11 protein-coding genes are annotated in these 13,306 nt (G+C 67.3%); 5 read left to right on the forward strand and 6 right to left on the reverse strand.

Annotated elements, in window-relative coordinates:
- Window positions 1–2 precede the first annotated feature (2 nt).
- The 4 genes from NJQ99_RS05990 to gyrA form a co-directional block, all read right to left on the reverse strand.
- On the reverse strand, window positions 3–668 hold the full coding sequence (locus NJQ99_RS05990) for a hypothetical protein (RefSeq protein WP_269331878.1): 666 nt from the start codon (window positions 666–668) through the stop codon (window positions 3–5).
- A gap of 259 nt (window positions 669–927) precedes the next feature.
- Window positions 928–1,413: a peptidylprolyl isomerase gene (locus NJQ99_RS05995; protein ID WP_269331879.1), complete on the reverse strand. Its 486-nt coding sequence runs from the start codon at window positions 1,411–1,413 to the stop codon at window positions 928–930.
- Window positions 1,414–1,515: 102 nt separating this feature from the next.
- Entirely contained in the window at window positions 1,516–2,016 is a 501-nt protein-coding gene (gene coaD / locus NJQ99_RS06000; RefSeq protein WP_269332088.1) for a pantetheine-phosphate adenylyltransferase, read from the reverse strand.
- 41 nt (window positions 2,017–2,057) lie between these two features.
- A complete protein-coding gene (gene gyrA, locus NJQ99_RS06005; RefSeq protein ID WP_331283269.1) occupies window positions 2,058–4,892 on the reverse strand; it encodes a DNA gyrase subunit A in 2,835 nt (944 codons plus the stop codon).
- Window positions 4,893–5,152: 260 nt separating this feature from the next.
- Between gyrA and NJQ99_RS06010 the strand changes: the two genes are divergently transcribed.
- On the forward strand, window positions 5,153–5,569 hold the full coding sequence (locus NJQ99_RS06010; protein WP_269331880.1) for a hypothetical protein: 417 nt from the start codon (window positions 5,153–5,155) through the stop codon (window positions 5,567–5,569).
- 95 nt (window positions 5,570–5,664) lie between these two features.
- On the forward strand, window positions 5,665–6,087 hold the full coding sequence (locus tag NJQ99_RS06015) for a hypothetical protein (protein WP_269331881.1): 423 nt from the start codon (window positions 5,665–5,667) through the stop codon (window positions 6,085–6,087).
- Window positions 6,088–6,188: 101 nt separating this feature from the next.
- Here NJQ99_RS06015 and NJQ99_RS06020 read toward each other — a convergent pair whose 3' ends face one another.
- A complete protein-coding gene (locus tag NJQ99_RS06020) occupies window positions 6,189–6,707 on the reverse strand; it encodes a single-stranded DNA-binding protein (protein WP_269331882.1) in 519 nt (172 codons plus the stop codon).
- A gap of 272 nt (window positions 6,708–6,979) precedes the next feature.
- On the opposite strand from NJQ99_RS06020, the gene uvrA reads away from it, so the two are divergent.
- The 3 genes from uvrA to trmFO all read left to right on the forward strand — a co-directional run bounded on the left by uvrA (window position 6,980) and on the right by trmFO (window position 12,298).
- Window positions 6,980–9,859 (forward strand): excinuclease ABC subunit UvrA, encoded by a 2,880-nt coding sequence (uvrA, locus tag NJQ99_RS06025; protein WP_269331883.1) that lies wholly within the window; start codon window positions 6,980–6,982, stop codon window positions 9,857–9,859.
- An 86-nt stretch (window positions 9,860–9,945) separates the two neighbouring features.
- Entirely contained in the window at window positions 9,946–10,881 is a 936-nt protein-coding gene (locus tag NJQ99_RS06030) for a hypothetical protein (protein ID WP_269331884.1), read from the forward strand.
- A gap of 61 nt (window positions 10,882–10,942) precedes the next feature.
- Window positions 10,943–12,298 (forward strand): methylenetetrahydrofolate--tRNA-(uracil(54)-C(5))-methyltransferase (FADH(2)-oxidizing) TrmFO, encoded by a 1,356-nt coding sequence (gene trmFO, locus NJQ99_RS06035; RefSeq protein ID WP_269331885.1) that lies wholly within the window; start codon window positions 10,943–10,945, stop codon window positions 12,296–12,298.
- A 4-nt stretch (window positions 12,299–12,302) separates the two neighbouring features.
- Here the strand turns inward: trmFO and NJQ99_RS06040 are convergent, their stop codons facing one another.
- Window positions 12,303–13,169: a phytoene/squalene synthase family protein gene (locus tag NJQ99_RS06040; RefSeq protein ID WP_269331886.1), complete on the reverse strand. Its 867-nt coding sequence runs from the start codon at window positions 13,167–13,169 to the stop codon at window positions 12,303–12,305.
- Window positions 13,170–13,306: the final 137 nt, after the last annotated feature.

A 13,306-nucleotide genomic window follows, 5' to 3' on the forward strand; every position in this document is an offset into this window, starting at 1 on the left:
TCCTAGCCCGCAGCGGCTGAGGGTCTGCGATGAAGAAGGAAAACGCCTCCAATCCCTGCGATCACGAGTCCCAGCGGCACAGCTTCATTCACGCGTCCAGGAACGGTCGATTGATCGAGCACCCACAAACCTCGCGTTTCGCAGGGGGCGCCTGCCGCAGATGGACAAATCTGCCCAGGAAATTCGTCAGACTCGAAATAGGAAATCGACCAGATAGGCGTGCCGGAACTTGCCATTATGAGAGTGCCGAAATCCGCCGAGAACAGAATGCTCCCCTGAAGAAGGGGGTCAAAAACGCCAGAAAACTGAAAGTCCCCGGAACCGTTCGAGGCAGAGTGAGAGAAAACCTCATCGCCAGGAGCAAGTCCGCCAATGCAGCCAGTAAACAGCCCCGCACAGTCACCCCTATAAGTACTCTCCGAGCGAAAGGTGAACTGGAGGACGGGCGATATGTCGATTGGTACGGCAAGCGCAGGACTACCGGAGATCGAGACAGCCCCACTGCCTGAAAGCCATGCAGCATCGGAGATTTCAATCTGCCCAGTCATGGGCCCATAGCGCGCATCCGTATCAATTTCCTGCCAGTTGTAGATAACACCAGCCTGAACGGAACCTGCACAAAATGCAGAAGCCATCGATGCTGCGCAAAGAAAGGCGTACTTCAGCATATGTTCTCCTCCCACAAGGCCTACCCTTGTGGGCAAGCAACATTCGCGCCAATTCGTTAATCATATTTTGCCCGAGAAATCAGAACCCCGAGCCGACAGGAAAGCTAGAATGATAAAGACGCCTTACAGCGAGTAGAAACTCATTACACCTCAACGCAGAAGGGGCTCAGCCTCCCCGGCCAAGCCCCTCGTTCGCTCTGCGGTTGCGTGCGTGCGGGCGGGCGTGCGCGCCCCGCGAGAGTGACGCCCGCCGCCGCGCCTAGTCCTTCACGTCGGCCGCGACCTTCATGGAGACGATGCGGTCCGGATCGGTGACGAGGCCGTTCTGGCGGCTGTCGCCCTTCTTGATCTGGTCCACGTGCTCCATCCCCTCGACCACCTGGCCCCAGGCCGTGTACTGGCCGTCGAGCCAGTCGGCCTTCTGGAACACGATGAAGAACTGGCTGTTCGCGCTGTTCGGGTTCTGCGAGCGCGCCATGGAGAGCACGCCGCGGTCGTGCTTCACGTCGTTGAACTCGGCCCGCAGGTCCGGCAGGTCCGACCCGCCCATGCCCGTGCCGGTCGGGTCGCCCGTCTGCGCCATGAAGCCGTCGATCACGCGGTGGAACACGATGCCGTCGTAGAAGCCGCGCCGCGCCAGCGTCTTGATCCGTTCCACATGGTTCGGGGCCTTGTCGGCGAACAGCTCGATCACGACGCGGCCGGTCTTCAGTTCGAGGTAGATCGTGTTTTCAGGGTCTTTCATCTGGAATGCCTCCGCAGCGGTAACGGTTAGAAACATGAACGCCGCGAGGGCGGACACGAGGGACTTCATGCTGGGCAACTCCCGGCTGTCAGGGGGATGGCGTCATCTCTGCGCCGCGACGCGGGCCGTCAGGGCCTCGGCCACGGCGGGCGTGACGAAGTTGGACACGTCCCCGCCCAGCCGCGCGATCTCCTTCACGAGGCGCGAGGCGATGGGCTGGTACTTCACGTCGGCCATCAGGAACACCGTCTCGATGTCGTCGTTGAGATAGGAGTTCATGCCGACCATCTGGAACTCGTACTCGAAGTCGGAGACCGCGCGCAGGCCCCGCACGATGGATTGGGCCCCCACCTCCTCCGCGAAGTGCACGAGCAGGTTGTCGAAGGGCCTGACCACGATCTCGCCCCGCCCGTCGCCGGAATAGGGCTTCAATTCCTGCTCCACCAGGGCCACGCGCTCCTCCAGCGTGAAGAGCGGCCCCTTGTCCCGGTTGATCGCCACCCCGATCACCAGCCGGTCGAACATCTTGGCCGCGCGGGCGATGATGTCGATGTGGCCGAGGGTGATCGGGTCGAAGGTTCCCGGGTAGAGGCCGATCCGCATGGTGTGTCGCATCCCTTCCTTGGTGTGTGCCCCGGGGCGGTTCAGTCGCCGCCCTCTTGAGGTCCGTCCCCCGCGGGGGGGCCGTCGTTCGCGGTGGGCGCTGGCGCATCGCCGTCCCCGCCGCCGTTCTCGTCGTCCTCGTCGTCGTCCGCACCGCTCTCGGCGAGGCGCGCGACGGAAACGACCTGCTCATCCGGTCCGGTGCGGAAGACGGTCACGCCCGCCGCGCCGCGGCCCTGGATCGAGATGTCGGAGACGCGCGTGCGGATCAGCTGGCCCGCGTTGGAGACGAGCACGATCTCGTCCGTCGGCTCCACCCGGAAGGCCGCCGCGACCGTGCCGCGGCCCTTGCCCCCCTCCGCCGACGCGGGGAAGAGCTGCACGCCCTGCCCGCCCCGCCCGATGGTCCGGATGCGGTGCGCGGACACGCGCTTGCCATAGCCCTTGGTGGAGATGACGAGCACGAACTGTTCGAGCGCCGACAGCTCCGTATACCGCTCCATCGACAGGGACACGGCCTCGCCGCCCGCGCTCTCGTCCTCGTCCATCGCCTCCTCGACCGCCTCGGCACCGTCGCGCAGCGTCGCGCTCGCCTGCCGGAAGTAGGCATCCCGCTCCGCCACCTCCATCTCCACGTGGGAGAGGACGGTGAGGCCGATCACCTCGTCCCCCTTGGCGAGCCTGATGCCCCGCACGCCGGTCGACTCGCGGCCCTTGAAGACGCGCACGTCGGTCACGGGGAAGCGGATCGTGCGCCCGAGGCGCGTGGTGAGCAGGCAATCGTCGTTCTCGGTGCAGATGCGCACGGAGATGAGACGCTCCCCCTCGTCCAGTTTCATGGCGATCTTGCCGTTCGAGCGGACGTTCACGAAGTCCGACAGCTCGTTGCGGCGGATGTTGCCGCGCGAGGTGACGAAGACGACGTGCAGGCTGCCCCAGTCTTCCTCCGGCCGGTCGACGGGAAGAACGGTCGCGATGCTCTCCCCCTCCGACAGCGGCAGGAGGTTGACCATCGCCTTGCCGCGCGATTGCGGCGTGCCGATGGGCAGGCGCCAGACCTTCAGCATGTAGGCCATGCCGGCGGTGGAGAAGAACAGCACCGGCGTCAGCGTGTTGGCGACGAAGATGCGGGTGACGAAATCCTCCTCCCGCGTCGCCATGCCGGAACGCCCGCGCCCGCCGCGCTTCTGCGCGCGGTAGGTGTCGGCGGGAACGCGCTTGATGTAGCCGCCGTGCGTCACCGTGACGACCATGTCCTCCGGCGCGATCAGCGACTCGTCGTCAAGCTCGCCCTCGATGTCGAGGATCTCGGTCTTGCGGGGCGTGGCGAAGGCGTTGCGGATCTCCATGAGTTCCGAGCGGATGATCTCCATGACGCGCACGCGCGAGCGCAGGATGTCCAGATAGTCGGCGATCTTCTCGCCCAGCTCGGTCAGCTCGTTGCCGATCTCGTCGCGGCCGAGCGCGGTCAGGCGCTGCAGGCGCAGGTCGAGGATCGCGCGGGCCTGCTCCTCCGACAGGCGGAACGTGCCGTCGTCTTCGAGCTTGTGGCGCGGGTCGTCGATCAGGCGGATGAAGGGGATCATCTCGCCCGCGGGCCAGGCGCGCGCCATCAGCTGCTCCCGCGCGGTGGCGGGATCGGGCGCGGCGCGGATGAGGCGGATCACCTCGTCCACGTTCGCCACCGCGACCGCGAGGCCGACGAGCACGTGGGCGCGGTCGCGCGCCTTGTTGAGCAGGAACTTCGTGCGGCGTGCGATCACCTCCTCGCGGAAGGTGAGGAAGGCCATGAGCAATTGCTTGAGGTCGAGTTGCTCCGGCCGTCCCGCGTTCAGCGCCAGCGCGTTCACCCCGAAGGTCGTCTGCAGCTGGCTGTAGCGGAACAGCTGGTTCAGCACGATCTCGGCATTGGTGTCGCGCTTCAGCTCGACCACCACGCGGATGCCGAGACGGTCGGATTCGTCGCGCAGGTCGGAGATGCCCTCGACCCGCTTCTCACGGACGAGTTCCGCGATCTTCTCGACCAGCGAGGCCTTGTTCACCTGGTAGGGGATCTCGTGGACGATGATCGCCTCGCGGTCCTTGCCCACCTGCTCGATCGAGGTCTTGGCGCGGATGGTGACGGAGCCGCGGCCCGTGTGAAACGCCGCGCGGATGCCCGCCCGGCCAAGGATGTAGCCGCCGGTCGGGAAGTCCGGCCCCTGCATCAGCTCCATCAGCTCGTCGATCTCGGTCTCCGGCGCCTCGATCAGGCGGATGGCGGCGTCGATCGTCTCGCCCAGGTTATGCGGGGGAATGTTCGTCGCCATGCCGACGGCGATGCCGCCCGCACCGTTGACGAGAAGGTTCGGATAGCGCGCCGGAAGCACCGTCGGCTCCCGGTCCTGGCCGTCGTAGTTCGGCTGGAAGTCGACGGTCTGCTTGTCCAGGTCCTCGACCAGCGCGCCCGCGGGCCGCGCCATGCGCACCTCGGTATAGCGCATGGCGGCTGGCGGATCGCCGTCGACCGAGCCGAAATTGCCCTGCCCGTCGATCAGCGGGACGCGCATGGAGAACGCCTGCGCCATCCGCACCAGCGCATCGTAGACCGCCTGGTCGCCGTGCGGGTGATACTTACCGATGACGTCGCCGACGACGCGCGCGGACTTGCGGTACGGCTTCGACCAGTCGTAGCCGTTCTCGTACATGGAATAGAGGATGCGCCGGTGGACGGGCTTGAGGCCGTCGCGCGCATCGGGCAGCGCCCGGCTCACGATCACGCTCATCGCGTAATCGAGATAGGAGCGCTTCATCTCCTCCTCGATCGTCACCGTGCCCGCGGCATGGCGCGGCGGTTCGGGGGTGTCTCCGGCGGGCGGTACCGTCGTCTCGTCCAAGGGGGGTGCTCTTCTTCCTGAAACGTCGCAAATCGGGCCCGGGAACCGCGGATTTTGCAGATGCGAAGCGCGCGCCCGGAATCGACGTCCGTTATAGAGTGTCGGCGTATGCGCCGCAATCTCGGCAGGCCACGCGGGCACCGCGCGCGGCCCCGCAGCAGGACGATGGCAAGACGCGGCGCCCCCCCGGACGCTTTACCGAACCCGCCGCATCGCGTAACTCTCCGCGCGGTTGAGTCTTCAGCACTGGGGAGTGCATCATGAGCGGTATCGACAACGATGGGGCCGCCCCCGCCGACTGGCAAGGTGTGTCCGGGGATGCGCCGGAGGCGTTCGGCAACGAGCTGACGATTGCGCAGGAAACCGGCAATGCCGGCTGCCGCCCGATGACCTGGGGCGAGCGTGCGCAGAGCGGTGCACTGCACGGCGGCGGGCTTGCGGGTTCCGTCGGCCTTGGCGTCGGCGGGGCGATGGTGATGCAGAACGCCCTGCCGGGACTGATCGGCGGCGGACTGGGCGACGACGACGGCGGCGGACGTAACGCGCTTCAGAACACCTCTGCAGTGCTGTTCGGCACTGGCCTCGTCATGGTGGGCCAGGGCGTGAGATACGGCGTGGAGAACGCCCGCGCCCTGCGCAACGAGACCTTCAATCCGGACACGCAGGTCTGCCAATAGGTGATATTTGTATTTTAATTTCTACTTTGGATTGCATTTACAGTCAGAATGAACAACATTCCCTAGCGTTAACTTAAAGCACTGGGGAGTGCATCATGAGTGGTATCGATACCGGCGGGGCCGTGCCCGCCGACTGGCAAAGCGCGTCCGGAGATGACCCGGAGGCGTTTGGCGGCGAGATGACTGTGGCGCAGGCACATGTCCATGACGGCGGCCTTGGCTGCCGGCCGATGACGGCGCAGGAACAGGCCGTTGACCTGGCGGGACATGCCGGGAACATGGGAATCGGCTTGATCGAAAGCCAGGTGGGACAGGTCGTGACCGGCGTCGGCGCAACCGTCTACATGGGCGGCGCGGCCGGTGGCGACGATCCCATGGCGCGCGGCACCCGCGATCTCGGCGCCGCGATGGTTTCCGGGGGTGTCGGCCTCATTATCGACGGCGGGCAGCGTGTCGTGAACTCGGCAATCGACCTCCGCAACGGTGCCCTCAACCCGAACGCCCAGATCTGCGACTAGGCGGCCCGGTCCGTCGGCCGGCCGCACGAAAAAGGCGGCGCCCCGTGGGGTGCCGCCTTTTCCGATTTCTCAGACTGGCCCCGTCCCGTCAGAACGGCCCGTCAGAACGGGATGTCGTCGTCGAACTCCTCGCCGCCGCGGGGTGCGCCGCCCCCGCCGCCGCCGCGCGGGCCACCGCCACCGCCGCCGCCGCGCCCGCCGCCATAGCCACCGCCGGAGCCGGAGCCGTAGTCGTCACCGCCGCCGCCGCCAGAACCGCCGCCTTCGCCGCGTCCGTCGAGCATGGTCAGCGTGCCGCCGAAGTTCTGGATCACCACCTCGGTCGTGTACCGGTCCTGACCCGTCTGGTCCTGCCACTTGCGGGTCTGGAGTGCCCCCTCGACATAGACCTTGGAGCCCTTGCGCAGATACTGCTCCACCACGCGGCACAGGCCTTCGGAGAAGATCACGACATTGTGCCACTCCGTCCGCTCCTTGCGCTCGCCCGAGTTGCGGTCGCGCCAGGTATCGGTGGTGGCGATGCGCAGGTTGGCGATCGGGCGCCCGTCCTGGGTGTGCCGGATCTCCGGATCCCGCCCGAGATTTCCGATCAGCATGACCTTGTTGAGACTTCCCGACATGTGCCGTTCCTTGCGCTTAACGATTCCGGACGCCGGACCTTAGACCAAGGGGCTGGCCCGGCCAACCGCGCCGAGCGCGCAGCCCCCGCCTATCCACAGCCCAGCAGGCATCCGGCGCGTCCGAGACCTCGCATGCGGGCATATGTTCTGTCAATGTTCACGCAGGCGGGCTCGCGGCGGGGCTTGATTCCCTCCGCCCCTCGTCGCACACGGATGCGGGGCCTACATGAGAGCCGGCGACCGGGATCCCCGGGACCGGACAGGAGACAGGCATGAACAAGTCGATCACGATCCGCGGCGCGCGCGAGCACAATCTGAAGAACGTCGACCTCGACCTGCCGCGCGACCGCCTGATCGTGTTCACCGGACTGTCGGGCTCGGGCAAGTCGTCGCTCGCCTTCGACACGATCTACGCCGAAGGCCAGCGCCGCTATGTCGAGAGCCTGTCGGCCTATGCGCGCCAGTTCCTCGAGCTGATGCAGAAGCCCGACGTCGACCATATCGAGGGGCTGTCGCCCGCCATCTCCATCGAGCAGAAGACGACGAGCCGGAACCCCCGCTCGACCGTCGGCACGGTGACGGAGATCTACGATTACATGCGCCTTCTCTGGGCGCGGGTGGGCGTGCCCTACTCGCCCGCGACCGGCTTGCCCATCGAGAGCCAGACCGTCAGCCAGATGGTCGACCGGACGATGGCGCTGGGCGAAGGCACGCGGCTCTACCTGCTCGCGCCCATGGTGCGCGGCCGCAAGGGCGAGTACCGCAAGGAGCTGGCGGAGCTTCAGGCCCGCGGCTTTCAGCGCGTGAAGATCGACGGCCAGTTCCACGACGTTTCCGAGGCGCCGGCGCTCGACAAGAAGTTCAAGCACGACATCGACGTCGTGGTGGACCGCATCGTCGTGAAGGAAGGGCTGGAGACGCGGCTCGCGGACTCCATCCAGACCGCACTCGGCCTCGCCGATGGAATCGCCGTCATGGAGTTCGCCGACCGCCAGACCGACAAGGGCGAGCCGGAGCGGCTGATCTTTTCGGAAAAATTCGCCTGCCCAGTCTCGGGCTTCACCATCGAGGAGGTGGAGCCGCGGCTCTTCTCCTTCAACAACCCGTTCGGCGCGTGCCCCACCTGCGACGGGCTCGGCACGCAGCTCGTCTTCGACGAAAACCTTATCGTGCCGGACGAGAGCCTGCCGCTGCGGGAGGCCATCGCCCCCTGGTCGCGGTCGGGTACCGCCTCGCCCTATTACATGCAGACGCTCGACTCGCTCGCGCGGCACTACAAGCTGTCGGTCCGCGACCCGTGGAACGATCTGCCGGAGCATGTGCGCCACGCGATCCTCTATGGCACGGGTACCGACGAGGTCACCTTCACCTATGACGACGGCCTGCGCCGCTACCAGGCGAAAAAGCCGTTCGAGGGCGTGCTGACGAACATCGAGCGGCGCTGGCGCGAAACCGAAAGCGCCTGGGTGCGCGAGGAGCTTGAGCAATACAAGTCGAACGCCCCGTGCGAGGCGTGCGGCGGCCACCGGCTGAAGCCCGAGGCGCTGGCGGTCAAGATCGACGGCCGCCACATCGGGGAGGTGACGCAACTGTCGATCCGCGCCGCCAAGGACTGGTTCGACGCCCTTCCGCCGAAGCTGACCGACAAGCAGGCGGAGATCGCCCAGCGGATACTGAAGGAGATCCGGGAGCGTCTGGGCTTCCTCGACAATGTCGGCCTCGAATACCTCACGCTCTCGCGCGCGGCGGGCACGCTGTCGGGCGGCGAGAGCCAGCGCATCCGCCTCGCCTCGCAGATCGGGTCGGGGCTGACCGGCGTGCTCTACGTGCTCGACGAGCCGTCCATCGGCCTGCACCAGCGCGACAATGGCCGCCTGCTGCAGACGCTGAAGGGCCTGCGCGACCTCGGCAACACCGTCATCGTGGTGGAGCATGACGAGGAAGCCATCGTCACCGCCGACCACGTGGTCGACATCGGCCCCGGCGCGGGCGTCCACGGCGGGCAGATCATCGCGGAGGGCACGCCGGACGAGATCATGGCGAACCCGGCCTCGCTGACCGGGCAATATCTCATCGGACTGCGCCAGGTGCCGATCCCGAAGACGCGGCGCAAGCCCAAGGCGAGAAAGACGCTGCGGGTCGTGGGCGCACGCGGCAACAATCTGCGCGGCGTGACGGCGGAGATCCCGCTCGGCCTCTTCACCTGCATCACCGGCGTGTCGGGGGGCGGGAAATCCACGCTGACCATCGAGACGCTCTACAAGGCTGCGGCGCGCAGGCTCAATGGCGCGCGCGTGAACGCCGCCCCGCACGACGCGATCGAGGGGCTCGAATACCTCGACAAGGTCATCGACATCGACCAGAGCCCCATCGGGCGCACGCCGCGGTCGAACCCGGCGACCTACACCGGCGCGTTCGGCCCCATCCGCGACTGGTTTGCGGGGCTCCCGGAATCCCAGGCGCGCGGCTACAAGCCCGGGCGCTTCTCCTTCAACGTGAAGGGCGGGCGCTGCGAGGCGTGCCAGGGCGACGGCGTCATCAAGATCGAGATGCACTTCCTACCCGACGTCTATGTCCAGTGCGACGTCTGCAAGGGCAAGCGCTACAACCGCGAGACGCTGGAAGTGACGTGGAAGGGCCGGTCCATCGCCGACGTGCTCGACATGACGGTCGAGGACGCGGTGGACGTGTTCAAGGCGGTGCCCGCGGTGCGCGAGAAGATGGAGACGCTGGCGCGCGTCGGCCTCGGCTACATCAAGGTGGGCCAGCAGGCCACCACGCTTTCAGGCGGCGAGGCGCAGCGCATCAAGCTCGCCAAGGAACTCTCGCGCCGGGCGACGGGGCGCACGCTCTACATCCTCGACGAGCCGACGACGGGCCTGCATTTCGAGGACGTGCGCAAGCTGCTTGAGGTGCTGCACGAGCTTGTCGACCAAGGCAACACGGTCATCGTGATCGAGCACAATCTGGAGGTCATCAAGACCGCCGACTGGCTGGTCGACCTCGGCCCCGAGGGCGGAACGGGCGGCGGGGAGGTCGTTGCGGCAGGCACGCCGGAGGAGGTTGCACGCGCCGAACGCTCCCATACCGGGCGCTACCTGCGCGACATTCTTTCCAAGGGAGGCGTGAAGACGCTCAAGGCCAGCGCCTAAACCACACGCGCTCTACAGCAGATTGTGTTGCAATATGGGACAAAATGAGTTAACGTCCCAGTTAGCGACATAATGTGGAGGGCGCAATGTACGACCTGCATTCCACTCAACCGGTGTTCGTCCCGATCCAGGCGGATGACTTGCCGGGTGCCTTCTCCCTCGACCCCGATGCGGCGGGGACGGGGGGCGCGACGTCGGCGGGCGGCGGGCTCCAGATCGCCTCGTCCGGCACCGCCGCAGGGGCAGGGCTCATCGCCGCGAACACCTCCCCACCTTTTGTGGACCAGGACATCGCGTTCCCCCCGGCCCTCAACCCGTCCGTCGACGCGATATTCGGTGCAGGCTACACCGCCGGGCTTCCCGGCGGGACGGCTGGCCTGAGCTATGGGGACTATTTTCAACAATGGAAGCCTTCCACGGACTTCGGAACGGCGGGGCTGAACCAGGCGACAGGCCAGGCCGCCGCCTTCGTCAATCTCGATGCAATGCCGCAGCTTGCCCAGATCACCGGCCTGTCGGTCCAGCAAGCGACCGATCTCGCCGCCAGCAATGAGGTCGCGGCAAAGCTTGTCTATGGGGACCCGAACCTCCCGAACGATGACGTGACGGTGGAGGTCATCGCCGAGGCCGTCACCTGGCACGCGGGCAACACACAGTTCGACGGCCGGTATACGCCGGTCGGACTGAACAACATCATCATCGGCGCCTTCTCACCGAACGCCAACGCCGGATACCGGGAGTTCGCCGAGATCGCAATTCCCGCGCTCGGCCAGTATGCGCTGGACAACGGCCTCGGCGTCGGGACGGTGGAGGAACGCGGACAGGACTTCCTGCAGCTGCTGGCGGGGGCCGCAGTCATGCCGAACGGCCAGTACAACTCCTCCAACATGACGTGGGACAATCTGACCTCGTACGTCGAGAACCTGCAGGGTGTAGACGACGGCGAAGCCTTCGTCCGCGGCATGGGCCAGGCCCTGGGGGCTGCCTTTGCCCAGGCTGCGCAGCAGAGGATCGGGAACTGAACGGGACGCGGCGTTCCCGCCCCCTTGACCGGGACCCGGCGTTGGCGCACATCCTCGGCCCATGGAACCGATCCACATCATCGGCGGCGGGCTCGCGGGCTCGGAAGCCGCCTGGCAGGCGGCGGAGGCAGGCGTGCCCGTCGTCCTCCACGAGATGCGGCCCGTGCGCACCACGGACGCGCACCAGACGGACCGTTTCGCGGAGCTTGTCTGCTCCAACTCATTCCGGTCCGACGATGCAGACCATAACGCCGTCGGCCTGCTGCACGAGGAGATGCGGCGCGCGAACTCCCTCATCATGGCGATGGGAGACCGGCACAAGGTGCCCGCGGGCGGCGCGCTCGCCGTCGACCGGGAGGGGTTTTCGGAGGCCGTGACGGCGGCGCTCACGGCTCATCCCAATGTGACACTGGTGCGCGAGGAGGTGGCGGGCCTGCCCCCCGAAGACTGGTCGAGCGTGATCGTGGCCACGGGCCCCCTCACCTCGCCCGCGCTGGCCGCCGCGATCCGCGACCTGACCGGCGAGGGGGAGCTGGCCTTCTTCGACGCCATCGCGCCCATCGTCTACAAGGAGTCCATCGACTTCGGCGTGGCGTGGTTCCAGTCGCGCTACGACAAGGAAGGCCCCGGCGGCACGGGCAAGGACTACATCAACTGCCCGATGAACCGGGAGGAGTACGACCGCTTCCTCGACGCGCTGATTGCCGCGCCCAAGACCGAGTTCAAGGAGTGGGAGAAGGACACGCCCTATTTCGAGGGGTGCCTGCCCATCGAGGTGATGGCCGCGCGCGGGCGCGACACGCTGCGCTACGGGCCGATGAAGCCCGTGGGTCTCGACGATCCGCGCACGGGGCGCTGGCCCTATGCCGTGGTGCAGCTGCGCCAGGACAATGCGCTGGGCACGCTCTACAACATGGTCGGCTTCCAGACGAAGCTGAAATACGGCGCGCAGACGGAGGTGTTCCGCCTCATCCCGGGGCTCGAGAACGCGGAGTTCGCGCGCCTGGGCGGCATCCACCGCAATACCTTCATCAATTCGCCGAAACTGCTCGATGGGCGCCTGCGGCTGAAGGCAAGGCCATCCTTGCGCTTCGCGGGCCAGATGACCGGCTGCGAGGGCTATGTGGAATCCGCCGCGATGGGCCTGCTCGCGGGCCGGTTCGCGGCGGCCGAGCGCAAGGGCGAGACGCCCTCGCTCCCGCCGGCCGAGACCGCGTTCGGTGCATTGCTCGGCCACATCACGGGCGGGGCGGCGGCCGAGACCTACCAGCCGATGAACGTCAATTTCGGGCTGTTCCCGCCGCTCGACGGCCCGAAGATCAAGGGCAAGCGGGACCGGGCGAAGGCCTACTCCGCCCGCGCGCGCGCCGCGCTGTCAGACTGGCTGGGCGCAGGCGAAGCGGCCGCCGCGGAATGACGCCTCAGTAGCGGCCGCCGAGCGCGCGCAGGAACAGGCGCAGGGTCGCGCCCGCCCCCGGTTGCACGTCGGGGCTGGCGAACGGGTCGCCGCCGTCGCGCATCAGGCGGGCGAGATGCGTTTCCGCCAGCGTCAGGGGCAGCAGTGCAGGTACGGCGGCGCGCGGCATCCGGCGTGCGGAAACACGGGCACGCGCCGCGTGGGCCATCGCACAGTCGAGCACGTCGCGCACGACCGGGGCGGCGCCCGACCGGGTTTCGGCGCCGAACAGCACATGCGGGTCGATGTCGTGGCGGGCGAAGAGATCGGCCGGCAACACGATGCGGCCCTGCGCAGCGTGGACCGGAACGGCACGCGCAATTCCGATCAGGGCGAAGGCCGTTCCGGCGGCACGGGCGGCGGCCTCCCCCTCCTCGTCGAGACCGGGCGCGAGCGCGCGGGCCGCGAGGACATGAAGCCCGCCGGAGGTCGCGTCCGCATAGGCTTCGAGCGCGGCAAGCGTCTCGTGCGGGCGGTCCTCAAGGTCCGCCTCGCGCGCGTCGATCAGCGCGTCGAACGCCTCCCGCGGCAGATCGGCCGCGCGGATCGTGCGGGCCAGCGCCTCGGCCACCGGATGACGGCGGACCGGACCGCCCGCGAACGCCTCCTCCACCGCCTCGCGCCACCATTGCAGGCGGATGTGGCCGATCATCGCTTCGGACACCGCCTCGCGCGTGCGCGCAACCTCGAGATTGAACGCATAGAGCGCCAGAAGATGCGCGCGCCCCCCCGGCCCCGCAAACAGCGCGCCGCGATAGCGGTCGGGATCCCCGGCCCGCACCGTCGCGTCGAGGTCGTCCGCCGCATCCGCGTGGTCATGCGCGTGTGTCACCGTCACTCCGTTCACCAACTGCCATGCCCCGTCAGATAGGCGGGCGGATGCGAAACGCCCAGCGCGGCCCTCTCGTTGCATGGCCGCCTTTCGCGCGCAAGCGGACTTCCATGCGCGCCCGGCTGTGCTACATGTCG

Source organism: Futiania mangrovi, from assembly GCF_024158125.1.
GTDB lineage: Bacteria > Pseudomonadota > Alphaproteobacteria > Futianiales > Futianiaceae > Futiania > Futiania mangrovi.